Below are 20,685 nucleotides of genomic sequence, written 5' to 3' on the forward strand. Positions count from 1 at the left end.
AGAGTTATGGAGATGTTGCGGGCTGACAAGTTCGTTTCAAATGACTATCTCGTGACCTTCTGGAGTTAAAGACAAACCGAGACGGAAGAATGGCAGCCACAGAGATCCAGGCGACAACGGACGCGGCCGGTCTTGCCGCACTGATTGCGCGCGCCGCCGGCGACGCGGGCGGGAGCGCTCGTGGACTTCCGCCCGTCGAGAAATGGAATCCGCCGTTCTGTGGCGATATCGACATGGAAATCCGGGCTGATGGCACATGGTTCTATATGGGAACGCCGATTGGCCGGGCGCCGCTCGTCAGACTGTTCTCGACGGTGCTCCGCAGGGATGAGGATGGGAAGACTTATCTCGTAACTCCTGTGGAAAAGGTTGGCATCCGCGTCGTCGACGCGCCCTTCGTGGCGGTTGAAATGAACGCCGTTGACCAGGAGGGCGAGCCGCTGCTGACCTTCCGTACCAACGTAGGCGATGTTGTCGAAGCAGGGCTGGAACATCCGCTGCGCTTTGTAATTCACGGCGAAAACAGCGAGTTGAAGCCTTATCTTCATGTGCGCGGGCGCCTTGAGGCGCTGGTCTCGCGCCCGATGATGTACGAGCTGGTAGAACGCGGCGAACGCCTCGAGATCAACGGCAGGACAATGTTCTGCCTTCGCTCCGGCGGCGTGACGTTTCCCGTCATGCCGGCCGATGAACTGGATGCACTTTCCCGATGACCGAACCAATTGCCTCTCACTATCCGCTCTATTCCGCGGATGAATTCCGCTACCGGGCGCTCAATCAGAAGGGTGGCCCGATCGATCTTGCCTGGCGCGATCATGGCGACCACCTGATCAATCAAGACCTCCTGCCTTATGTCGAGAACATCAAGTTGCGCGATGCGGCCGTTCTCGTGCCCGTCGTCGATCATGGCGACGATGCACGGGTGATCCTGACGAAGCGTACAGAGACGCTGCGCAAGCATTCCGGCCAGATCGCCTTTCCCGGCGGGTCGATGGATCCGACAGACGATTCGCTGGAGATGGCTGCGATCCGCGAGGCGGGCGAGGAGATCGGCCTTGCCGACATGTTCATCGAACCGGTCAGCCGTCTGCCTGACTATCTGGCGGCCACCGGCTTCCGTATCACGCCGATTCTTGCTGTCGTCAGGCCGGGCTTCACCCTGACGCCCAATCCTGATGAGGTTGATAGCGTCTTCGAGGTACCTTTGTCCTTCCTGATGGACCCTGGCAATCATGCCCTCGACAGCCGCATGTGGAACGGCGTTGAGCGCCAGTTCTACCGCATGCCTTATGAGCAATGGATGATCTGGGGCATCACTGCCGGCATCATCCGCACGATCTACGAAAGAATGTATGCATGACCAGTGTGGCTCAAGAAGCCTGGTTTCAGGATGAGCGGCTCGCCCGCGTCTTTTCGCTGCTGAATGCGGATGGTGGCGAGGGCCGGGTTGTCGGGGGGGCTGTGCGCAATAGCCTCATGGGCATCCCGGTCAGCGATATCGACATGGCAACGACGCTGACGCCGGACGCCGTGGTCGAGCGCGCGAAGGCCGCCGGCATCAAGGCCGTGCCGACGGGGATCGCGCACGGAACGGTGACGTTGGTGCTCGACGGCAAGCCCTTCGAGGTCACGACGTTGCGCACTGATGTCCAGACCGATGGCCGTCACGCCAAGGTTGCCTTCAGCACCGACTGGCAGGCGGACGCCGAGCGCCGCGACCTTACGATCAACGCGCTCTATGCCAATGCGGCGGGCGATGTTGTCGATCTCGTGGGCGGCCTTGCCGATATCGAGAAGCGCAACATCCGCTTCATCGGCGACGCCTCGACGCGCGTTTCCGAGGACTATCTGCGCATCCTGCGGTTTTTCCGGTTCTTCGCCTATTATGGTTCTGGCCGCCCGGACGCTGATGGGTTGAGGGCCTGTGCCTCTGCGCGCACCAAGCTGAAGACGCTTTCCGCCGAAAGGGTCTGGTCGGAACTGCGCAAACTGCTCGGTTCCAAGGATCCGGGGCGCGCGCTCTTGTGGATGCGGCAGGTTGGCGTCCTGACGGAAATCTTGCCGGAAACGGAGAAGTGGGGCATCGACTCAATTCCGGCGCTGATTGACACGGAGAGGGCGCTTGACTGGAAGTCGGACCCGCTTCTGCGCCTCGCCGCGATCATTCCTCCCGATGCAGATCGGCTGGAAAAAATGGCAGCGCGCCTCAAACTGGCCAATGCTGAGGCGGCCCATTTGAAAGCATGGGCCAAGGCTCCCGTTGTCGATGACGAATTGTCTTCCGCAGCCTTTGCGCGACTGCTCTATCGGCATGGCTCCGACGGCATCAAGACTCGCTTGAAACTCGCACTCGCAACAGCGCGGGGCAAGGCGGAAGGCGATATGCAGGAAATGGCTCGTTCAGCAAGGCTCGGTAAGCTACTGGACCTCGCTGAGAACTGGAAGAAACCGCAGTTTCCGATCAATGGCACCGACGTCATGGACACCGGGATAGCGGCCGGAAAGCAGGTCGGTGAAACGCTGTCGGCCCTCGAAAATCTCTGGATCGAAGAAAATTTCACTTCCGACCGGGCGGCACTGCTCGCCCGGCTCACCGATCTCACAAAATAAGTTCAAGCGGCTGTGGCTTCGTTGCGGATGCGGGCCTTGATATTGTCGACCATGTTTTCGCGGATCACGGTCTCGCCGTGGGCGCTGCGCATGTGTTCGACGACGCGACGCACGATTTCAGCATCGTCGTTTGCTCGGGTGTGCCATTCGCATCCGGGGACGAGCGTTCCACATTCGAAGAGTCTCATTCTTTCCTCCTTCTTTCGGATTTCAATGACATTGCGCCGTGTTGCAATGCCTGAATGTTCGAAGCGGCAAGAAGGTTCCGGCCGGCGCGAAGGACCTGCCGTTTGGTGATTTTCTCGTTATTCGGGCATCGCCCAGGCTTTGTAGCAATCGACGACTGCTTTAGCGTCGGGACCCTTCGCTGCGTGGTCGATTTCCTCAGGCGTCTTGCCGCTTGCCAGTTGAAGCTTCACTTGCTGGATGAAGCAGGAAAGTGGGAGCCCGGAGCCGCTTTCTGCCCGGAGCCTTTCGGCAACCCGATTCAAGAAGTCGGGCGTATCCATGGGCGGGGGAAGCTCTTGAGCACCCGACGGTGCTGCAGAGCCGCTTTGTATCGTCATGACAACCTCCTCCGATTGTTACGCGTACATGCCTAGACTAAGTGATCCCGCCTCCGAATTTAACCCCTCCGGCCACCTTTATTTGTGAGATCAGGGCCAGCGAACGAGAGGAGGTAGGGACGAGAGAATGGATTCGACGTTTCCTCCTGTCTTGAGGCCGAAAATCGTACCTCTGTCGTAGAGGAGATTGAACTCAACGTAGCGTCCACGGCGAATCAATTGTTCGTCACGATCGGCGTCTGTCCACTGTTTATTGAAGTTGGAGCGAACGATCCGTGGATAAACCATGGCGAAGGCCCGTCCGACGTCGCGGGTAAAGGCAAAGTCAGCGTCCCAGCCGCCGGCTTCGTCGCTGGAATGCAGCCAGTCGTAGAAGATGCCGCCGATGCCGCGAGGCTCATTGCGGTGCTTGAGGAAAAAGTATTCGTCGCACCATTTCTTGTAGGCGGCGTAGTCGGCGACGCCGGAGTGACTGCGACAAGCGATCTCCATCGCTTTGTGGAACAACTGGCTGTCCTCGTCCTCCTGCGTTCGACGACGATCGAGAACCGGCGTCAGGTCGGCGCCGCCGCCAAACCAGCGGCTCGAGGTCACCACCATCCGCGTGTTCATGTGCACGGCGGGTACGTTCGGATTGACCGGATGAGCGATGAGCGAGATGCCCGAGGCCCAGAAGCGTGGATCTTCCTTCGCGCCGGGCATCTGGGCGCGAAGATCAGGTGCGAACTCGCCATAGACCGTGGACGTATGCACGCCGACCTTTTCAAAGACGCGACCGTGCATCATCGACATGCGCCCGCCGCCGCCCGCACCATTTTCGCGCGACCAGTCCTTGGCGACGAAGCGGCCCGGCTCCCGGTCCGACAGAGGGCCGGAGACTTCGTCTTCCAGTTCTTCGAAAGAAGCGCAGATCGTGTCGCGGAGACTTTCGAACCATCCCCGGGCAACCGACTTCTTTTCCTCGATGTCATCAGGCAGGCCGATCGGAAGTTCGGGTCTATCCATTTATCTCTCTCCGGGCGGGTCGCCGGTCGACTCGCGCTCTCGTCTTCTTGTCCTGATAGCAGGTGGGGCAGGGTCCTGCCAGCAGCCCAGGTGATTGAGGCTTCCTCAGATTCGACTCGCAAAACGCGATCTTCGATATTACTTTTTGATCCAGAGGTAGGCTCATGACGAAAATCCCTGGACCTCCGTCGTTCGACGGTCTCAAGCGACGGATTGCCACCCACCGGGCGGAAGGCACACCCCGGAAGAACGATCGTTTCGTACGGCAGACATATTGCCTCAATCTGCTCGAGGCTCGCGCCAAGGCGCGCGAATGGTTCGACGAGTACCCCAAAGCCGCGTACTGGACCGAAGTCGAGAGCTGGCGTCAGCTGGAAGGCGATCAGATCGAGTTCACGATGCGCCGGTTGCCCTCCGCAGATTGAAGCTTCCCGCTATTCGGCTGCGCCCTTCAGCCTGCTTTCAATGAGCAGCCCGCTCTCATCCAGAATCGGGTGTGCGACAGAAACGATGTGGGCGTTGATGCGTTTCAGGTCGCGCAGCATGTCGAGATGCAGTGAACTCGTCTGAAGGCTGTCTGCCCGACCATCGCGCAGGCGCTCCAGATGCCGCTCGGAAGATTGCTTCTCCATCCGGCGAACCTCGACCTTCACCTCCATCAACTGTTTCGCCAGATTGAAGTCGCGGGTAACGAAGATCGTTTGGGCGACGCGGAGGTTGTCGATCGTCAGATGGAAGAGCTTGCGCAGCTCCTCATAGCCCTCGTCGGAAAACTTCAGCCCGAGCGAAACCTTCTTCGTCACCTGAGGCATCAGGCCCTTTTCGATGATGTCGCCGATATGTTCGAGGTTGATCGCGTAGTCGATGATGACGATCGAGCGGCGACCATCCTCTTCACTCAGGCCTCCGTGTCCGAGCTTGGAAAGGTAGATCTTCACCTCCTGTTGCAGGCTGTCGACACGCTTTTCCAGCGATGGAATTTCCTTGAGCTTCGCAAGGTCGTTGCTCTCGAAGGCGCTTGAGGCGCGCAGCAGCATCCGTTCGATCAGATCGCCGACGCCGAGGACCTCGCGCGTGGCGCTTGCGAGGGCGACGACCGGCGTCGAAAGTTCGTGCTGGTCGAGATATTTCGGCCCATTGTCCGGCTGCACCTCCTCTGGGATCAGCCGGAGCATCAGTCGCGACAGGGGACGCGAGAAGGGCCACGCAAGTGCGGCAAGGATCAGGTTGAACCCGAGATGGGCATCCACCGGCAGCTTCGCAGGCGACAGCGGCAGCGCTTCCAGCAGTTCTGCGCCATAGCCCGCGAGCGGCAAAGCAACCAGGCAGCCGATCGCCCGCACGATCAGATTGCCTGATGTGATGCGCTTGGCGGATGCCGGTCCAGCCAGCGAGGCGATAACCGGCGGAATGGCTCCGCCGAGGTTGGCGCCGAGCACCAGTACGATGATCAGACCGGCCGACAGGATGCCCGTCGAGGCGAGCGAGAGAATGAGGACGACGGCAGCAAGGCTCGACGACGAGATGAAGGCGATGCCGGCCGAAAAGGCAAGCGCGACTGGCCAGGCATTGTCGAGCAGGGCGATGAAGGCACCGAGAGCGGGGGATTGCCGCATCGGTTCGGTTGCGCTGCTCAAGAGATGCAACGACAGCAACATCAAGCCGATGCCGATCAGTGCTGTGCCAGCGCCCTGGCGAGACGACGAGCCGCTACGATGGAGTACCATTCCGGCCAGGATCACAAGCGGGGACAGCCATTCGATGCCTGTCGCAACAATCCAGGCCGTCACCGCGGTGCCGACGTTAGCACCGAGCAGGACGATCTGCGCCATGCGCGGCTTCACCAGTTCGCGTTCGACGAAGGAGGCGACCATCAGCGCCGTCGCAGTCGAGCTCTGCAGCGCGATCGTGGCGACGAAGCCGGACGCGAAGGAGCGCACGCCACTGCGCGTGCCGGTCGCAAGGCCGGTCCGCAGCCGCGCCCCGAATGCACGAGAAACGCCTTCCTTCACCTGTGCAAGGCCGAACAGTAGCAGTGCCACCGCGCCAAACAGGTTGATCATGACGATCGTAGATTCCATTCCGCCGCTTCTTGGTGCCTGAGGTAGGCCTCTAGCCCGAATCCATTTTCCCAAGTGTTTGAAAACATGGCTTTTCGAACATTTTTTTAATTGTCCGGCTAAAAACTATACGCCGCTTGCGCAAATTCACAACGCTGTTCGCGACATATTCTGAAGCGACGTCGGCATTTGCATCGCCCGGTCTGGAATTCAGCCCCAGACCGTCTGGCGCATGGCTTCCCCGACAATCATTGCGGCGGAGACCGCAACATTGATCGAGCGCTGACCCTCTACCATTGGAACGAGGATCCGGGCGTCCGCTGCCGTATGCACGTGATCGGGAACACCGGCGCTCTCGCGGCCGAAAAGCAGGACGTCATTGGCGCGAAACGCGAAACCGGTGTAGCGGTCGGACGACTTTGTGGATGCCAACACCAGACGCCTGCCGGAATTTCTTCGCCATTCCTCGAAACGATCCCAATTGACATGCCGGGTGAGGGCGGCGGCGGAGATATAGTCCATGCCCGCGCGCTTAAGATTGCGGTCCGATATGTCGAAACCCGCCGGTTCGATGATGTCGACGGCGAAGCCAAGGCAAGCGGCAAGACGCAGGATGGTCCCGGTGTTGCCCGGAATATCGGGCTGATAAAGCGCTAGTCTGAGGTCGGCCATGAAGGATGTCGTCTTTCCGCTGATCGTCAAAAGACACCTATTGCAACTGTGATTTTGGCGCAACAGGACGCGTTTTGACCGATAATTGTTCAATTTCCGGCCAGTCGGGGCTGGAAATTTGACCTAATTCGCGTTAAGGGTGCACATCTTTTAATCGCCAGAAGGGAGCGCCAGATGGAAATGTTGCCGCGTATGCGCTCTCGACGCGTGAACTCACGAGTGGCGATCTGGCACGCCTAGTGCCACTTCTTTCCTGAACTCCCATTTAATCCATTGCGCGGCTGTCTTGGCCTCGTCCCGTGAACGTCCGGTTCCCATATGAGCTCAAGCGCCGTTTTGCGCGAGTCGGGAGGCCGGAGCGATCAAGTTTCGGAGCATTTTCATGTTTGGCTGGTTTGAACAGCGACTCAATCCCTTCCCCAGCGAGGAGCCTATTGCTCCTCCCAAGGGTCTCTTTGCATTTTGCTGGCACTACACGAAGCCGGCAGCGCCCTGGCTTGCCATCATGGCAGTGCTGACTGCGCTGATCGCCGTCGGCGAGGTCGCGCTCTTTCAGTTCCTCGGCGACATCGTCGACTGGCTGACGAAGGCCGACAAGGCGACGTTCCTGCAGACGGAATGGCCCAGGCTGGCATGGATGGGAGCGTTGATCCTCATCGGTCTGCCGCTGGCGGCGGGCCTGGATTCGCTCATCATGCATCAGGTGCTTCTCGGCAATTATCCGATGATCGCACGCTGGCAGATGCACCGCTTCCTGCTGCGTCACAGCATGACCTTCTTCGCCAACGAGTTCGCTGGGCGCGTAGCGACAAAGGTGATGCAGACCTCGCTTGCGGTTCGCGAAACGACGATGAAGATCCTCGATGTCTTCGTCTATGTCGTGACTTACTTCCTGTCGATGATCATCGTCATCGCCGCTGCCGACTGGCGGTTGATGATACCGATCCTCGTCTGGCTCGCCATCTACATCGGCATCGTGTCCTACTTCGTACCGCGGCTTCGCAAGATCGCGGCGCAACAGGCCGATGCGCGCTCGATTATGACGGGCAGGGTGGTCGACAGCTACACCAACATCGCGACGGTCAAACTGTTCTCGCATGCCGGCCGTGAGGAGACGTATGCCCGCAGCGGGATGGAGGAGTTCCTTGGAACCGTCCATGCACAAATGCGTCGCGTCACGCTGTTTCACATTGCCGTCTACGTGAACAACTGCGTGGCTCTGTTCGTGGTGTCCGGCCTGTCGATCTGGTTCTGGCTGAATGGCCAGATTTCCGTCGGCGCGATTGCCATTGCCATTGGCCTTGCCATGCGCGTCAACGGCATGTCGCAGTGGATCATGTGGGAAGTTTCGGCGCTGTTCGAGAACATCGGCACGGTCTACGACGGCATGGAGATGATGACGAAGAAGCACGACATCGTCGACAAGCCGGACGCGCCGCAATTGTCAGCGAAGAAGGGTGCAATCCACTACGAGCGCATCCGTTTCCACTACGGCAAGGGCAAGGGCGTCATCGACAACCTCTCGCTCGACATCAAGGCGGGCGAGAAGGTTGGCCTCGTCGGTCGCTCCGGCGCCGGCAAGACGACACTGATGAACGTGCTGTTGCGCTTCTACGATCTCGAGGCGGGCCGCATCACCATCGACGGACAGGACATCGCTAACGTGTCCCAGGAGAGCCTGCGTGAACTGATCGGCGTCGTGACGCAGGATACATCGCTGCTGCACCGGTCGATCCGGGACAACATCGCCTATGGACGCCCGGAGGCGAGCGATGCTCAGGTGATCGAAGCTGCCAAAAGAGCCAACGCCTGGGACTTCATCGAGGGGCTCGTCGACATGCAGGGCCGCAAGGGGCTGGACGCGCAGGTTGGCGAACGTGGTGTGAAGCTCTCCGGCGGTCAGCGGCAGCGTATCGCGATCGCTCGCGTGTTCCTGAAGGATGCGCCAATCCTGGTGCTCGACGAAGCGACGTCGGCGCTCGACTCCGAGGTCGAGGCAGCCATTCAGGAAAACCTGTTTGCGCTGATGGAGGGCAAGACGGTGATCGCGATCGCGCATCGTCTGTCGACCCTGACCGAGATGGACCGCCTGATCGTGCTCGACAAGGGCAAGATCATTGAGGCGGGCGCGCATGCCGAGCTTGTCGAACAGGGCGGGATCTACGCGGACCTCTGGAACCGCCAATCGGGCGGCTTCCTTGCCGACCACTCGGAAGATGCGGAACAGGCTGCCGAATAAGCCAGAAGCCCTCCCTGCTGCGGCGGGGAGGGCTTCTCTTTGTTTCCTGGACATGGGTTCAGAGGCTATCTGCCCAGTCGATCACCCGGTTTCCCTCGACAAGCATGCTGTTGGCCGATGCAAGCGTACGGAACGCGAGCAGGCGCCGTTCTTCTTCGCGTTCGATCCACGCGGAGATCGCTTCGGCGACAACCTCGTCGTATGACATTTCCAACTGTTCAACGAGCGCATCAAGTCGTTCCGCAAGTGGCAGCGGAATACTCGACATGACTGTCTTCCTTGCTTGCATCGCGGCCTTCTCCGTAAAAACCTAGTCTACCCCGAGATTGTGGCGGGGTCAGTCGCATTCAACAGCGATGCCGCTGTTGTTACCGATTGTTACGAAAATATAAGGTTTTGCCCTGGAGCCGTTGCTTTCCCGCTCCGACTAATAAGCCTATATCGCAAATATGCTGATAAAACGACTCCTTCATGCTTTCGAAAACTGGATTAATCCCTTTGCGCCGCGGGAAAACATTCAACCACCCCGCTCTACGCTTGGATTCATCTGGTTTTACATTGGGCAGGCGAAGGCGCCGTTTGTGGCGATGCTTGTGCTTGGCGGCATGTCGGCGGCGATCGAGGCAGCCTTGTTCTGGTTCGTCGGGCGGCTTGTCGATATTCTCGCGACCATCACTCCGGCAGCAGGCTGGAGTGGTCTGCTTGCCGCACATGGCGCCGAACTGTTCGGCATGCTCGTTCTTATCGGGATCGTCCGCTTTGTCGTCGCGTTGCTGATTGCCCTCGTTGACCAACAGGTGATCACGCCCGGTTTTTACAACCTGGCCCGCTGGCAGTCCTACCTGCATGTGTCGCGGCAGTCGCTCTCGTTTTTTCAGAGCGATTTCTCTGGTCGCATCGTAACCAAGGTCTGGTCGGCAGGTCAGGCCACCGGCGATCTCGTCACGTCGCTTATGGAAAGTGTCTGGTTCGTCGGCATCTATGCAGCGACGACAATGGTGCTCGTGGCTCGACTCGACTTCTCGCTTGCGGTGGTCGTGCTTCTCTGGCTTTGCGCTTTCGGCGTTCTGGCGCGCTATTTCGTGCCGCGCATCCGTTTCCATTCCCGGGAGACCGCGGAAGCGGCTTCCATGATCAACGGACGCATGGTCGACGCCTACAGCAACGTCCAGACGTTGAAGCTCTTTGCCCGCGACGAAGAGAGCGACCGCTACATGCGGCAGGGCTTCGACTTCTATCAGGAGACAGTGCTCCGGTTCACACGCTTCATCACCGGCGTGCGTGCCTCGATGGCGCTCCTCTCGGGCATCATGATCGTCACGATGGCCGGCCTCAGCGTCCATCTGTGGCTGGCCGGCCTCGTCAGTTCCGGTGCCGTGGCATTCTCTCTGGCACTCGTTCTCCGCCTCAATTTCCTTCTCGGCCGACTGATGACCCAGTTCAACGGCATCATGCGCAACCTTGGCACAATCCAGAACGCCGCCGAACTGATCTCCCAACCGCTCGGGCTCGTCGATCGCCCCAACGCCCGCGACCTCGTGATCCGAGAGCCAGGCATCCGCTTCGAGAACGTCTCCTTCCACTATGGCAGGCCAAACGGTGTCATCGACGATTTCTCGCTGACTATCGAGCCGGGGGAGAAAGTCGGCATCGTCGGACGTTCCGGGGCTGGCAAGTCGACGCTCGTGAACCTCCTGCTTCGCCTTTACGATCTGGAGGGCGGACGGATACTGTTCGACGGCCAGGATATTGCAGCAGTGACGCAGGAGTCGCTGCGGATGCAGATTGGGGTCGTGAGCCAGGACACGTCGCTGCTGCATCGCTCTGTGCGGGACAATATCCTTTTCGGTCGACCGGATGCCGGAGAGGCACGTCTGATCGAGGCGGCACGACGTGCGGAAGCCCTCGGCTTCATCGAGCGCTTGCAGGACCAGAATGGTCGCAAGGGCTTCGATGCCCATGTCGGCGAGCGCGGGGTGAAACTTTCCGGCGGCCAGCGCCAGCGTATCGCGATTGCTCGCGTCATGCTGAAGGATGCGCCGATCCTCGTTCTCGACGAAGCAACATCGGCGCTGGATTCAGAGGTCGAGGAGGCAATCCAATCCAACCTGATCGGCTTGATGGAAGGCAAGACGGTGCTGGCCATCGCGCATCGGCTCTCGACCATCGCCGCGCTGGACCGACTGATCGTCGTCGATGAGGGGCGGATCATAGAAGAGGGCTCACATGAGACGCTGCTGAAGCGCGGCGGTCTCTATGCCGACCTCTGGGCGCGGCAGTCGGGCGGTTTCCTCGCCACCGATTTCGACGCGCCGGCGGAAGCGTCAAGGGTCGACGGTAAACTCGGCCATGAGGCCAAAGTGGTTTGATCCCATGTTGTCTCTTATCCGTTCGACGGATTTGAGCCGCAACGGCGGTCGGGCAAGGACGTGGTCGATCCCGATGCCAAAGCGGCCGGCCTTGATCGGCCAGGTGGCCGGCTCCGGAAACACGGTGTGAAGGCCGGCCCTGCGCATGAAGCGCTGGATGCGTGGGTCGAGGATTGCCGAATTGAAGTCCCCGGCTACGACGAGGGGGCCATCCGTCACGGTTGTTGCCGTCAGGAGGTCGGCCAGCTCGTCGCTCTGGAAGTCGTCGAAGTAGGGTTTGGCGAGGTGGGCTGTCAGGAAGCCGATCCGCGTCCCCCCGAAATCGATCGAAAACCGGGTGAGGCGATTGCGCCAGAGTTCCCCCAAACTGCTGACCTTCTTCTCGACATACGGCCGCTTTGACAGAACAAGGTTGTCGCACTCGTTCGTCTCCGCTCCGCAGCCGATGCGAAAAGGATATGTGCTGGAGAGACGGGCGATATAAGGGCGAAGCGGTGCGGCCTCCAGGATGGTTACTACATCCGCATTCGAAGCGACGATGAGGTCCGCGATGCTGCCCGCGCTGGCGAAATTCTCGTGCTCGATGTTGAAAGACATCAGCCTGAAGAGCGAAGGCGTTTCGGCGTGTGCCGGTGGCGCCGCAAACTCGCGCAACATGATGACGCCGTGTCCAAGCAGCGTCACCGCGACCGCTAGAAGCAGATAGGCATACCAGTGGCGCTTGATCAGCAGCAGGACAAGAATCGCTGCGATCGCGGCCAGGGCGAAATGAACCTGAAAGCTATAGACAAAGGCGAGAAGCCAGATGTGCGTGATGTAGCGCAGTGACATCAGCGCCAGCAACAACGATACGAGGACACTCCCTATGCAGAATAAAGTGTCTTTCATCGCCTGATGCCGGGATAGGGGGACGCATTTGGCAGCCGCCTAGCATGGGCTCCCGATTGGTGCAACGCACAAATGTGGCAAGCATGTGATTGTCTTCGAAAATCTTCTGAAAATTCCCGCGACATAGTGCCCACATGGCCTTGCCAAGGCTGGACATAATTTGCGATCAAGCTTAGAACGCGCCGGATTGGTGGGGAGTCTATGGTCGAATTGTGTCTACAGATTCGCCGCTGTGAGGGGAAGGGCGGAGGCCCGCAAATTTGCGCAGAGGATGGTTTAAGCCGTGAGCGAACACGAATCGACAAGCGAGGTCACGGGCGAGCCCACTCGCCGTGACTTCCTTTATCTCACAACTGGCATGGCGGGCGCTGTCGGCGCTGTTGCAGTTGCATGGCCGTTTATCGATCAGATGCGTCCTGATGCCTCGACGTTGGCCCTGGCCTCGATCGAAGTGGACGTTTCCAGCCTCGAACCCGGAATGTCGCTGACTGCCAAGTGGCGCGGCAAGCCGATCTTCATTCGCAACCGTACGCCTGAGGAAGTGAAGGCTGCCGATGAAGTTCCGTTGTCGGACCTGAAGGATCCGATCGCGCGCAACGCCAACCTTCCCGCTGATGCGCAGGCGACGGGCATGGACCGTTCTGCAGGCAAGGACAAGGAAAACTGGATCGTCATGATCGGCTCATGCACGCATCTCGGTTGCATCCCGCTCGGCCAGGCCGGCGAATACAACGGATGGTTCTGTCCCTGCCATGGCTCGGTCTACGATACGGCCGGCCGCATCCGCAAAGGCCCGGCGCCCACGAACCTGGCGATTCCGGCCTATTCGTTTGTTTCCGATAAAGTAATCAAGATCGGTTGAGGGGGACTGATTTATGAGTGGCCATTCCAGCTACGAGCCATCAACCGGCCTCGAGAAGTGGATCGATTCGCGCCTGCCTTTGCCGCGGATGGTCTATGACAGTTTCGTCGCATATCCGGTTCCGCGGAACCTGAACTATGCCTACACCTTCGGCGCCATGCTTGCAGTCATGCTCGTCGTGCAGATCCTGACGGGCGTCGTGCTTGCCATGCACTACGCCGCTGAAACGACGGTTGCCTTCAACTCCGTCGAGAAGATCATGCGCGACGTGAACCACGGCTGGCTGCTGCGCTACATGCACGCCAACGGCGCGTCCTTCTTCTTCGTCGCGGTCTATCTGCATATTGCCCGCGGCCTCTACTATGGCTCCTACAAGGCTCCGCGCGAAATCCTCTGGATCCTCGGCGTCCTCATCTATCTCCTGATGATGGCAACGGGCTTCATGGGCTACGTCCTGCCCTGGGGTCAGATGTCCTTCTGGGGTGCGACCGTTATCACTGGCTTCTTCTCGGCATTCCCATTGGTCGGCGAGTGGATCCAGCAGTTCCTTCTCGGTGGCTTCGCCGTCGAAAACCCGACACTGAACCGCTTCTTCTCGCTGCACTATCTGCTGCCCTTCATCATTGCCGGCGTCGTTGTCCTGCATATCTGGGCGCTGCACGTTGTGGGCCAGACGAACCCGACCGGCGTCGAGGTAAAGACCAAGACGGACACGGTTCGCTTCACGCCCTACGCAACGCTCAAGGATGCGCTCGGCGTTTCGATCTTCCTGCTGGTCTACGCCTACTTCGTCTTCTACATGCCGAACTTCCTCGGTCACCCGGACAACTACATTCCGGCTGATCCGCTGAAGACGCCTGCCCACATCGTTCCGGAATGGTACTTCCTGCCGTTCTACGCGATGCTGCGCTCGATCACCTTCAACATCGGTCCAATCGACTCCAAGCTCGCAGGCGTTCTGGTCATGTTCGGCGCGATCATCGTGCTGTTCTTCGTGCCCTGGCTCGATACCTCGAAGGTTCGCTCCGCTGCTTATCGCCCTTGGTACAAGGTGTTCTTCTGGCTGTTCGTGGCCAACGCCATCGTTCTCGGCTGGCTCGGCTCGCGTCCCGCGGAAGGTACCTATGTGATCATGTCGCAGCTTGGTACTCTCTTCTACTTCGCCTTCTTCCTGGTGATCATGCCGGTTCTCGGTCTCGTCGAGACGCCGCGCCGCTTGCCAAATTCGATTACGGAAGCGGTTCTGGAAAAGCGCAACAAGGTGGCGGCCGCTGAGCCGGTCAAGGCCTGAGCGTGCGACGGGAAGGGAAGAGAAACATGAAAAAGCTTGTTACAAGCATTCTGTCGCTTGCTGTCGTCGCGGGTCTGAGCGGCGCGGCATTCGCCCAGGAAGCCGCCTCGGGCGCAGCCGAGCCGGCGCAACACGCCGAAAGCGAAACGCCGCATTATCCGTTGCTTCATCCGAAGCACGAACACTGGAGCTTCGCCGGGCCGACCGGTCACTATGACAAGGGTCAGCTGCAGCGCGGTCTGAAGGTCTACGCTGAAGTCTGCGCGGCCTGTCATTCGATGAGCCTTGTGGCGTTCCGCACGCTTGGCGATTTGGGTTACTCCGAGGCGCAGGTGAAGGCGTTCGCGGCAAATTACGAAGTCCAGGATGGTCCGAACGCCAGCGGCGACATGTTCACCCGCAAGGCCATTCCATCGGACTATTTCCCGTCGCCGTTCCCGAACCATGAAGCGGCCGCAGCGGCCAACAACGGCGCGGCTCCCCCGGACTTCTCGCTGATCGCCAAGGCGCGCGGTATCGAGCGTGGCTTTCCGCAGTTCCTGATCGACATGATCCCGTTCGTCGGTGGTTATCAGGAAGGTGGTCCTGACTATATCTATTCGCTGCTGACCGGCTACGACGAACAGCCGCCGGCGGGCGTCCAGGTTGCCCAGGGTACGCACTATAACCCTTACTTCGCGAATGCTGCCGCTCTCGCGATGCCGAAGCCGCTTTCCGACGGCCAGGTGACCTATGACGATGGCGCGCCGGCGACGGTCGACCAGTATGCCAAGGATGTCTCGGCCTTCCTGATGTGGGCTGCCGAGCCGCATCTTGAGGACCGCAAGCGCACCGGCTTCATGGTCATGGTCTTCCTGGTGATCTTCGCGGGGCTGATCTATCTGACGAAGCGGTCGGTCTACGCGAACAAGGAGCACTGAGAGCCTCGCTCCAGAGTCTAGAAAGGCGGCCCTAGGGCCGCCTTTTTTGTTGGTTCCGGCAGTGGCAATTGATAGGGTGCAGCCGACCTGAAGCCTTGCAGAATATGGATACTCCATGACTAATACGATTTCGGAGCTTGCCGAGAGCATCCGCTCCATCCCGGACTACCCAAAGCCTGGCATTATTTTTCGTGACATCACGACGCTACTCGGCAATCCGCGTGCGTTCCGCCGCGCCGTCGATGAACTCGTCCAGCCGTATGTCGGTATGAAGATCGACAAGATTGCCGGAACCGAAGCGCGCGGCTTCATCCTTGGCGGTGCGGTCGCGCACCAGCTGTCGGCAGGGTTTGTTCCGATCCGCAAGAAGGGCAAACTGCCGCGCGATACCGTGCGTATTGCCTATAGCCTTGAATATGGTGTCGACGAGATGGAGATGCATCGCGATGCCGTTGAGCCCGGCGAGAAAGTCATTCTCGTCGATGATCTGATTGCGACGGGCGGTACGGCGGTGGCTGCCACGCAGCTGCTGCGGCAGATGGGAGCGGAGGTCGTTTCCGCCTGCTTCGTCATCGACCTGCCGGACCTTGGCGGTCGCAAGAAGCTGGAAGAGCTTGGGGTCGACGTTCGTACCCTCGTTGAGTTCGCGGGCCACTGAGCCCGCGACTACTCGAATTCAATGACAGTGCTTTCAAAGCGGATGACCGGTGTGCCGTCGGCAACCGTGCCCTCACAGAGGATCGTGTTCAGCCGACGCCCCGGACGCGATGGCAGAGCGTGGCTTGAAAGGAATGTGACGAAGTAGGTCACTTCCTCGCCGGCGAAGACCGGTCGCAGCCACTGAAGTTTCCGGAAGCCAGGGGAGGGGCCGAGTTTAGGCGGCTGAATGCCTTCGCTCGCCAATCGCGCGCATTCGCCGCTCCAGTAGGCAACGAAGGTCTTCATCCATGCCGCACAGGTGTGCCAGCCGGAGGCGCAAAGCCCGCCAAAGAGCGTATCCTTTGCCGCCTCGGCATCCAAGTGGAACAGCTGCGGGTCGAAGCGCTCTGCGAAGTGCACGATCCGCTCCGGCGTGAACAGGTAGCTGCCGATTTCGGTCTTCTCGCCGCCGGCGTAGCGTTCTTCCATTATCATGCGAGACTCCCCAGCGCTTCACGCATGACGAACATGATCGAGTTCTCTGAGAGGCAGACGACTTCGTCTTTTTGATTCTGAACCTCGTGGCGGAACTTGACCATGCCAATGCCCGACCTTGAGCGAAGCGCGCGTGCCTCCAGCACCGTGGAGTGACCGGAAAGCGTGTCGCCGGTAAGAACAGGCTTTCGCCATTCCATGAAATCGACGCCGGGCGCCCCTTGCGAGAACGAATTGACGAGAAAGCTCTCCGCCATCATTCGCATGAAAAGCGCGGACGTATGCCAGCCGGACGCCGCCAACCCACCGAGGATGCTGGCCCGACCGGCCGCTTCGTCAAGATGCATTGGCTGCGGGTCGAACTCGCGAGCGAACTCTATGATCTCCGCAGCCGTTATCAGCCTCGGACCGAGCGCGAAACGCCGGCCCAGCTGGAAGTCTTCGAAGGCGAGTTTCATGCGGCCAATCCTCCGGCCGTTTCAGATCAGGTGTTGAAGCGGAAGTGGATCACGTCTCCGTCCTGGACGACGTATTCCTTGCCTTCGTCGCGGCCCTTGCCCGCTTCCTTGGCGCCGACTTCACCCTTAAAGTTGATGTAGTCGTCGTAGGAAATGGTGAAGGCGCGGATGAAGCCGCGTTCAAAATCGGTGTGGATCACGCCAGCGGCCTGCGGTGCCTTGGTGCCACGCACGATCGTCCAGGCGCGGGTTTCCTTGGGGCCGACGGTGAAATAGGTGATCAGGTCGAGCAGGTGGTAACCGGCGCGGATCAGCCGGTCGAGACCAGCTTCCTCGAGGCCAAGCGCCGAAAGGAACTCCGTTGCTTCTTCTTCCGGAAGCTGTGCCACTTCGGATTCGATCGCGGCCGAGATGATGACGCATTCGGCGCCCTGCTTCTCAGCCATTGCGGCGACTGCCTTGGTGTGCTCGTTGCCCGTCGACGCGTCTGCTTCCGCGACGTTGCAGACGTAGAGGACCGGGTGCGAAGTCAGGAGGTTGAGGCCCTTGAGGATCTCGATCTCCTCGGGCGCCAGCGTCTTCAGGAGAAGACGGGCGGGCTTGCCTTCGTTCAGCAGCTTGATGACCGCTTCCATGACCGGAAGCTGGGCGAGCGACTCCTTGTCCTTGCTGGTGGCGCGCTTGCGGGTCTGCTCGACGCGGCGCTCCAGGCTTTCGAGGTCGGCGAGCATCAGCTCGGTCTCGATCGTGTCGGCGTCGCCGACCGGGTTGATGCGGCCCTCGACGTGGGTGATGTCGTCGTCCTCGAAGCAGCGCAGCACGTGGACCACGGCGTCGACTTCGCGAATGTTGGCGAGGAACTTGTTGCCGAGGCCTTCACCCTTGGACGCGCCGCGTACGAGGCCGGCGATGTCGACGAAGGAGATACGAGTCGGGATGATTTCCTTGGAGCCGGCAATGCCCGCCAGCTTCTGCATGCGCGGATCGGGGACGGCGACTTCGCCGGTGTTCGGTTCGATCGTGCAGAACGGGTAGTTTGCCGCCTGCGCTGCTGCCGTCTTGGTGAGTGCGTTGAAGAGAGTCGACTTGCCGACATTCGGCAGACCGACGATACCGCATTTGAAGCCCATGGCCTGAAACCTGCTATTTTGAATTCGTTGGTGCTGGCTATGGGATAAAACGCGCCTTGCGGTCAAGCTTTTCGCGCAAGTCTCTTGCATTCTCAGGGCTTGAACACCCGCCTTTGCAGCGCAATATAGATACCCGCGAACTGTTCTCGCCTCTCCATGTCATCAACGGGTGGGTTTCCGATGAGTGACAACGATATCGCCCTTAAACCGAAGACAAAGTCGAAGCCGAAGCTGGACCGGCCGAAGCTCTATAAGGTCATTCTGTTCAACGACGACTATACGCCGCGTGAGTTCGTGGTGATGATCCTGAAGGCGGTCTTCCGCATGAGCGAAGAAACCGGCTATCGCGTCATGATGACAGCGCACAAGCTGGGATCGAGCGTCGTCGTGGTCTGTGCCAAGGATATAGCCGAGACCAAGGTCAAGGAGGCGATGGATTATGCCAAGGAGGCCGGCTTTCCGCTGATGCTGACGGCGGAGCCGGAAGAATAGCCGTCAGCGCCTGATCTGGTAGCCCGTTTTGTCCTGGCTGAAGCCGCAATTCTCGTAGAAGCGAAGCGTCGCCGGATCCTTCGAGCCAGTCAGCAACATCACCTTATAGCAGCCGGCTCGCCAAGCGGCTTCGACCGCATGCTGGATCAGCGAGCGTGCGTAGCCACGCTGCCGGTGAGCGGCCGCGGTCACGACGTTCTCGATCACCGCATAGGATGCGCCGTTCCTGGTCAGGTTGGGCGCGACGATCAGTGTCACCGACGACACCGCCTCATCCGCGAGGCCAATGAAAACCGTCATGCCGGGTTGCGTAAGGATCACCCCGAACCGTTCCTCTGCACGGGCGCGGTCGATGACGGGATCGGAAGGATTGAGTTCGCGATAGAGGCTAAGCAAGCCCTGCAGGTCGCCAGCCTCGGCGGGGCGAATGACGAGCGCGCCAGCTGACATGGCTCAATCGCCCTTGCTGCCGAACATCTTCTTCAGCATTTCGGCCATCGGCCCAGTTGCCGGCAGCTTCGGCTGAGTGTGATTGCGGGCCTGATGGATATGGGATTTCGCCGCTGGTTTCTTCTCGGGCTTCGGACGTTCTTCCTCAGCCTTGCCGCCAAGTGCCAGAGCCAGCTTGTTCATCAGCTGAGAATCCTCCTTGCGGACCAGCATATCGGCGTTGTCGGCAAGGGCATCCAGCAATGGCTCAAGCCATGCCTGATCGGCCTTGGCGAAGTCGCCGAGGACGTGATGCTGCACCAGTTCCTTGACACCGGGGTGGCCAATACCAAGGCGGAGGCGCCGGTACTCCTTGCCGCAATGCGCATCCAGCGACTTGATGCCGTTGTGGCCGCCATGGCCGCCGCCCGTCTTGAGACGCGCCTTGCCTGCCGGCAGATCGAGCTCGTCATAGATCGCGACCAGATCGGCTGGCTGCAGTTTGTAGAACCGCATAGCCTCGCCGACAGATTCACCGGAGAGGTTCATGTAGGTTTGCGGCTTGATGAGCAACACCTTCTCGCCTGAGATCTCGCCCTCGGAGATCTCGGCCTTGAACTTCCTCGACCAAGGAGAAAAGCTGTGGCGGCGGTGGATCGCGTCCACGGCCATGAAGCCGATGTTGTGGCGGTTTCCGGCGTATTTACCGCCGGGGTTGCCGAGGCCTGCGATAACAAGCATGGCTCGTTCATTCCTTGCAATGTGCTTTCCAGCTTTCACCACCGCGAAACGGCGTCAAAGTCAAGGCGAAGCGGCGATGGCCGGCGGAAAAATCAGTCTGCGGAGTGCAGGCCGTATTTCCTGAAGACAGTCTGCTGCGTGCCATCCGAAATCAGTTTGTTCAGCGCAGCCTGCATTTTCGCCAGCAGATCGCTCGGAAAGTTCTTCTCGCACGCGATGCCCATCGGTTGACTGGAGAGTACGGTCACCTTCTCCAAGGGCTGGTCGGCCTTGAGCTTGTCGAAGTAGAGTTCGGAAATCGGCATCATGTCAATGCGACCGTTGAGCAGCTTGCGTAACGTGGCGTTGAAGTCGGTAGTGACGTCGAGCTTGGAGAAGCCATTCTCCCTCAGCGTCACCTCGGTATAGTCTTCGCGCTGCGTGCCGACTGTGTAATGCTTGGCTTCTTCGAGATTTCTGGCCGTCACGCCCGAGCTGGACCTGGTGATGAGGATGTTGCGATCAACCAGCAAGGGCTCGACCCACTTGAACATTGCGTCGCGCTTTGCGCTGTGCGCCGTCGTGAAGACGCAGTTCATGGGAGTGGTTTGAGCGAGATTGAAGGCTCTTGCCCAAGGCATCATCTCGATCGTGTACTCAATGCCGGCTTCCTTCATCAGCATTTCGACCTGCTCGACTGAAGCTCCTTTTATTGTCTTTCCATCCCTGTAGCTGAAGGGAGGGTACTCTTCCGTCACGAGTGTGACGGCGCCCGCCATGGCATGGGCGGAAGCCGTGAGGCTCAATAGAGTGGAAAGCAGCAGTTTCTTCATCGCGTTG

At 59.7% G+C, this 20,685-nt stretch carries 24 protein-coding genes; 11 read left to right on the forward strand and 13 right to left on the reverse strand.

Features of this window, described 5'->3' with window-relative positions; translation table 11 throughout:
- Nucleotides 1-89: 89 nt before the first annotated feature.
- Genes JNB88_RS16820 through JNB88_RS16830 form a run of 3 tightly spaced genes read left to right on the forward strand, consistent with a single transcriptional unit; the run spans nt 90 to nt 2,610 of the window.
- A complete protein-coding gene (locus JNB88_RS16820; RefSeq protein WP_220356438.1) occupies nt 90-713 on the forward strand; it encodes a DUF1285 domain-containing protein in 624 nt (207 codons plus the stop codon).
- Nucleotides 710-1,360 (forward strand): CoA pyrophosphatase, encoded by a 651-nt coding sequence (locus JNB88_RS16825; RefSeq protein WP_220356439.1) that lies wholly within the window; start codon nt 710-712, stop codon nt 1,358-1,360. Before JNB88_RS16820 ends, JNB88_RS16825 begins: the two co-directional genes overlap by 4 nt.
- Nucleotides 1,357-2,610, forward strand: a complete 1,254-nt coding sequence (locus tag JNB88_RS16830; protein ID WP_220356440.1) for a CCA tRNA nucleotidyltransferase — start codon at nt 1,357-1,359, stop codon at nt 2,608-2,610. The genes JNB88_RS16825 and JNB88_RS16830 overlap by 4 nt, the downstream gene beginning before the upstream one ends.
- 2 nt (nt 2,611-2,612) lie before the next feature.
- Here JNB88_RS16830 and JNB88_RS16835 read toward each other — a convergent pair whose 3' ends face one another.
- The 3 genes from JNB88_RS16835 to hemF form a co-directional block, all read right to left on the reverse strand.
- A complete protein-coding gene (locus JNB88_RS16835) occupies nt 2,613-2,798 on the reverse strand; it encodes a DUF1059 domain-containing protein (protein ID WP_037132701.1) in 186 nt (61 codons plus the stop codon).
- Nucleotides 2,799-2,915: 117 nt separating this feature from the next.
- The gene (locus tag JNB88_RS16840) at nt 2,916-3,176 is read right to left on the reverse strand and encodes a hypothetical protein (protein ID WP_220356441.1); all 261 of its coding nucleotides are present in this window, start codon (nt 3,174-3,176) and stop codon (nt 2,916-2,918) included.
- 90 nt (nt 3,177-3,266) lie between these two features.
- The gene (hemF, locus tag JNB88_RS16845; RefSeq protein ID WP_220356442.1) at nt 3,267-4,181 is read right to left on the reverse strand and encodes an oxygen-dependent coproporphyrinogen oxidase; all 915 of its coding nucleotides are present in this window, start codon (nt 4,179-4,181) and stop codon (nt 3,267-3,269) included.
- Between the two features lie 164 nt (nt 4,182-4,345).
- Between hemF and JNB88_RS16850 the strand changes: the two genes are divergently transcribed.
- The gene (locus tag JNB88_RS16850) at nt 4,346-4,606 is read left to right on the forward strand and encodes a hypothetical protein (RefSeq protein ID WP_037118207.1); all 261 of its coding nucleotides are present in this window, start codon (nt 4,346-4,348) and stop codon (nt 4,604-4,606) included.
- A 9-nt stretch (nt 4,607-4,615) separates the two neighbouring features.
- On the opposite strand, the gene JNB88_RS16855 is transcribed toward JNB88_RS16850, so the two are convergent.
- Nucleotides 4,616-6,262 carry a Na/Pi cotransporter family protein gene (locus JNB88_RS16855; RefSeq protein ID WP_220356443.1) on the reverse strand — a complete coding sequence of 549 codons (1,647 nt, stop codon included), beginning with the start codon at nt 6,260-6,262 and terminating at the stop codon, nt 4,616-4,618.
- Nucleotides 6,263-6,451: 189 nt separating this feature from the next.
- Nucleotides 6,452-6,913, reverse strand: a complete 462-nt coding sequence (locus JNB88_RS16860) for a tRNA (cytidine(34)-2'-O)-methyltransferase (RefSeq protein ID WP_220356444.1) — start codon at nt 6,911-6,913, stop codon at nt 6,452-6,454.
- Between the two features lie 382 nt (nt 6,914-7,295).
- On the opposite strand from JNB88_RS16860, the gene JNB88_RS16865 reads away from it, so the two are divergent.
- Complete coding sequence (locus JNB88_RS16865; protein WP_220356445.1) at nt 7,296-9,152, forward strand: ABC transporter ATP-binding protein; 1,857 nt, start codon at nt 7,296-7,298, stop codon at nt 9,150-9,152.
- 58 nt (nt 9,153-9,210) lie between these two features.
- Here JNB88_RS16865 and JNB88_RS16870 read toward each other — a convergent pair whose 3' ends face one another.
- Nucleotides 9,211-9,420 (reverse strand): ribbon-helix-helix domain-containing protein, encoded by a 210-nt coding sequence (locus JNB88_RS16870; RefSeq protein ID WP_037132719.1) that lies wholly within the window; start codon nt 9,418-9,420, stop codon nt 9,211-9,213.
- 181 nt (nt 9,421-9,601) lie between these two features.
- On the opposite strand from JNB88_RS16870, the gene JNB88_RS16875 reads away from it, so the two are divergent.
- Nucleotides 9,602-11,521 (forward strand): ABC transporter ATP-binding protein, encoded by a 1,920-nt coding sequence (locus tag JNB88_RS16875; protein WP_220356446.1) that lies wholly within the window; start codon nt 9,602-9,604, stop codon nt 11,519-11,521.
- On the opposite strand, the gene JNB88_RS16880 is transcribed toward JNB88_RS16875, so the two are convergent.
- On the reverse strand, nt 11,477-12,409 hold the full coding sequence (locus tag JNB88_RS16880; RefSeq protein WP_220356447.1) for an endonuclease/exonuclease/phosphatase family protein: 933 nt from the start codon (nt 12,407-12,409) through the stop codon (nt 11,477-11,479). The two genes, JNB88_RS16875 and JNB88_RS16880, sit on opposite strands and share 45 nt — an antisense overlap.
- Nucleotides 12,410-12,692: 283 nt before the next feature.
- Here JNB88_RS16880 and petA point away from each other — a divergent pair, with 283 nt between their 5' ends.
- The 4 genes from petA (at nt 12,693) to JNB88_RS16900 (ending at nt 16,140) form a co-directional block, all read left to right on the forward strand.
- Nucleotides 12,693-13,271, forward strand: coding sequence for a ubiquinol-cytochrome c reductase iron-sulfur subunit (petA, locus tag JNB88_RS16885; protein WP_037132728.1), 579 nt, complete (start codon nt 12,693-12,695; stop codon nt 13,269-13,271).
- Nucleotides 13,272-13,284: 13 nt separating this feature from the next.
- Nucleotides 13,285-14,562 carry a cytochrome b gene (locus tag JNB88_RS16890; RefSeq protein WP_037132730.1) on the forward strand — a complete coding sequence of 426 codons (1,278 nt, stop codon included), beginning with the start codon at nt 13,285-13,287 and terminating at the stop codon, nt 14,560-14,562.
- 26 nt (nt 14,563-14,588) lie between these two features.
- Entirely contained in the window at nt 14,589-15,482 is an 894-nt protein-coding gene (locus JNB88_RS16895; RefSeq protein ID WP_220356448.1) for a cytochrome c1, read from the forward strand.
- Nucleotides 15,483-15,597: 115 nt separating this feature from the next.
- The gene (locus tag JNB88_RS16900; protein ID WP_220356449.1) at nt 15,598-16,140 is read left to right on the forward strand and encodes an adenine phosphoribosyltransferase; all 543 of its coding nucleotides are present in this window, start codon (nt 15,598-15,600) and stop codon (nt 16,138-16,140) included.
- 8 nt (nt 16,141-16,148) lie between these two features.
- Here JNB88_RS16900 and JNB88_RS16905 read toward each other — a convergent pair whose 3' ends face one another.
- From JNB88_RS16905 to ychF, 3 genes are read right to left on the reverse strand one after another with little or no spacing between them, the layout of a single operon-like run.
- The gene (locus JNB88_RS16905; RefSeq protein WP_220356450.1) at nt 16,149-16,616 is read right to left on the reverse strand and encodes a MaoC/PaaZ C-terminal domain-containing protein; all 468 of its coding nucleotides are present in this window, start codon (nt 16,614-16,616) and stop codon (nt 16,149-16,151) included.
- Nucleotides 16,613-17,074: a MaoC family dehydratase gene (locus JNB88_RS16910; RefSeq protein ID WP_222858047.1), complete on the reverse strand. Its 462-nt coding sequence runs from the start codon at nt 17,072-17,074 to the stop codon at nt 16,613-16,615. Before JNB88_RS16910 ends, JNB88_RS16905 begins: the two co-directional genes overlap by 4 nt.
- Nucleotides 17,075-17,100: 26 nt before the next feature.
- Nucleotides 17,101-18,204: a redox-regulated ATPase YchF gene (ychF, locus tag JNB88_RS16915; RefSeq protein ID WP_220356451.1), complete on the reverse strand. Its 1,104-nt coding sequence runs from the start codon at nt 18,202-18,204 to the stop codon at nt 17,101-17,103.
- 180 nt (nt 18,205-18,384) lie between these two features.
- Between ychF and clpS the strand changes: the two genes are divergently transcribed.
- Nucleotides 18,385-18,696: an ATP-dependent Clp protease adapter ClpS gene (gene clpS, locus JNB88_RS16920; protein ID WP_037133168.1), complete on the forward strand. Its 312-nt coding sequence runs from the start codon at nt 18,385-18,387 to the stop codon at nt 18,694-18,696.
- Nucleotides 18,697-18,699: 3 nt separating this feature from the next.
- Here clpS and JNB88_RS16925 read toward each other — a convergent pair whose 3' ends face one another.
- The 3 genes from JNB88_RS16925 to JNB88_RS16935 form a co-directional block, all read right to left on the reverse strand.
- Complete coding sequence (locus JNB88_RS16925; protein WP_220356452.1) at nt 18,700-19,146, reverse strand: GNAT family N-acetyltransferase; 447 nt, start codon at nt 19,144-19,146, stop codon at nt 18,700-18,702.
- 3 nt (nt 19,147-19,149) lie between these two features.
- Nucleotides 19,150-19,866: an aminoacyl-tRNA hydrolase gene (gene pth, locus JNB88_RS16930; protein WP_220356453.1), complete on the reverse strand. Its 717-nt coding sequence runs from the start codon at nt 19,864-19,866 to the stop codon at nt 19,150-19,152.
- A 92-nt stretch (nt 19,867-19,958) separates the two neighbouring features.
- Nucleotides 19,959-20,678: a substrate-binding periplasmic protein gene (locus tag JNB88_RS16935; RefSeq protein ID WP_220356454.1), complete on the reverse strand. Its 720-nt coding sequence runs from the start codon at nt 20,676-20,678 to the stop codon at nt 19,959-19,961.
- Nucleotides 20,679-20,685: the final 7 nt, after the last annotated feature.

Origin of the sequence: Rhizobium cauense (assembly GCF_019511525.1) — a bacterium.
GTDB classification, from domain to species: domain Bacteria; phylum Pseudomonadota; class Alphaproteobacteria; order Rhizobiales; family Rhizobiaceae; genus Rhizobium; species Rhizobium cauense.

Excerpts from the sequence above, each read along its gene's own strand:
- JNB88_RS16820 (WP_220356438.1), top strand. The coding sequence starts at position 90 with ATGGCAGCCACAGAGATCCAGGCGACAACGGACGCGGCCGGTCTTGCC.
- JNB88_RS16825 (WP_220356439.1), top strand. The coding sequence starts at position 710 with ATGACCGAACCAATTGCCTCTCACTATCCGCTCTATTCCGCGGATGAA.
- JNB88_RS16830 (WP_220356440.1), top strand. The coding sequence starts at position 1,357 with ATGACCAGTGTGGCTCAAGAAGCCTGGTTTCAGGATGAGCGGCTCGCC.
- JNB88_RS16835 (WP_037132701.1), bottom strand. The coding sequence starts at position 2,798 with ATGAGACTCTTCGAATGTGGAACGCTCGTCCCCGGATGCGAATGGCAC.
- JNB88_RS16840 (WP_220356441.1), bottom strand. The coding sequence starts at position 3,176 with ATGACGATACAAAGCGGCTCTGCAGCACCGTCGGGTGCTCAAGAGCTT.
- hemF (WP_220356442.1), bottom strand. The coding sequence starts at position 4,181 with ATGGATAGACCCGAACTTCCGATCGGCCTGCCTGATGACATCGAGGAA.
- JNB88_RS16850 (WP_037118207.1), top strand. The coding sequence starts at position 4,346 with ATGACGAAAATCCCTGGACCTCCGTCGTTCGACGGTCTCAAGCGACGG.
- JNB88_RS16855 (WP_220356443.1), bottom strand. The coding sequence starts at position 6,262 with ATGGAATCTACGATCGTCATGATCAACCTGTTTGGCGCGGTGGCACTG.
- JNB88_RS16860 (WP_220356444.1), bottom strand. The coding sequence starts at position 6,913 with ATGGCCGACCTCAGACTAGCGCTTTATCAGCCCGATATTCCGGGCAAC.
- JNB88_RS16865 (WP_220356445.1), top strand. The coding sequence starts at position 7,296 with ATGTTTGGCTGGTTTGAACAGCGACTCAATCCCTTCCCCAGCGAGGAG.
- JNB88_RS16870 (WP_037132719.1), bottom strand. The coding sequence starts at position 9,420 with ATGTCGAGTATTCCGCTGCCACTTGCGGAACGACTTGATGCGCTCGTT.
- JNB88_RS16875 (WP_220356446.1), top strand. The coding sequence starts at position 9,602 with ATGCTGATAAAACGACTCCTTCATGCTTTCGAAAACTGGATTAATCCC.
- JNB88_RS16880 (WP_220356447.1), bottom strand. The coding sequence starts at position 12,409 with ATGAAAGACACTTTATTCTGCATAGGGAGTGTCCTCGTATCGTTGTTG.
- JNB88_RS16890 (WP_037132730.1), top strand. The coding sequence starts at position 13,285 with ATGAGTGGCCATTCCAGCTACGAGCCATCAACCGGCCTCGAGAAGTGG.
- JNB88_RS16895 (WP_220356448.1), top strand. The coding sequence starts at position 14,589 with ATGAAAAAGCTTGTTACAAGCATTCTGTCGCTTGCTGTCGTCGCGGGT.
- JNB88_RS16900 (WP_220356449.1), top strand. The coding sequence starts at position 15,598 with ATGACTAATACGATTTCGGAGCTTGCCGAGAGCATCCGCTCCATCCCG.
- JNB88_RS16905 (WP_220356450.1), bottom strand. The coding sequence starts at position 16,616 with ATGATAATGGAAGAACGCTACGCCGGCGGCGAGAAGACCGAAATCGGC.
- JNB88_RS16910 (WP_222858047.1), bottom strand. The coding sequence starts at position 17,074 with ATGAAACTCGCCTTCGAAGACTTCCAGCTGGGCCGGCGTTTCGCGCTC.
- ychF (WP_220356451.1), bottom strand. The coding sequence starts at position 18,204 with ATGGGCTTCAAATGCGGTATCGTCGGTCTGCCGAATGTCGGCAAGTCG.
- clpS (WP_037133168.1), top strand. The coding sequence starts at position 18,385 with ATGAGTGACAACGATATCGCCCTTAAACCGAAGACAAAGTCGAAGCCG.
- JNB88_RS16925 (WP_220356452.1), bottom strand. The coding sequence starts at position 19,146 with ATGTCAGCTGGCGCGCTCGTCATTCGCCCCGCCGAGGCTGGCGACCTG.
- pth (WP_220356453.1), bottom strand. The coding sequence starts at position 19,866 with ATGCTTGTTATCGCAGGCCTCGGCAACCCCGGCGGTAAATACGCCGGA.
- JNB88_RS16935 (WP_220356454.1), bottom strand. The coding sequence starts at position 20,678 with ATGAAGAAACTGCTGCTTTCCACTCTATTGAGCCTCACGGCTTCCGCC.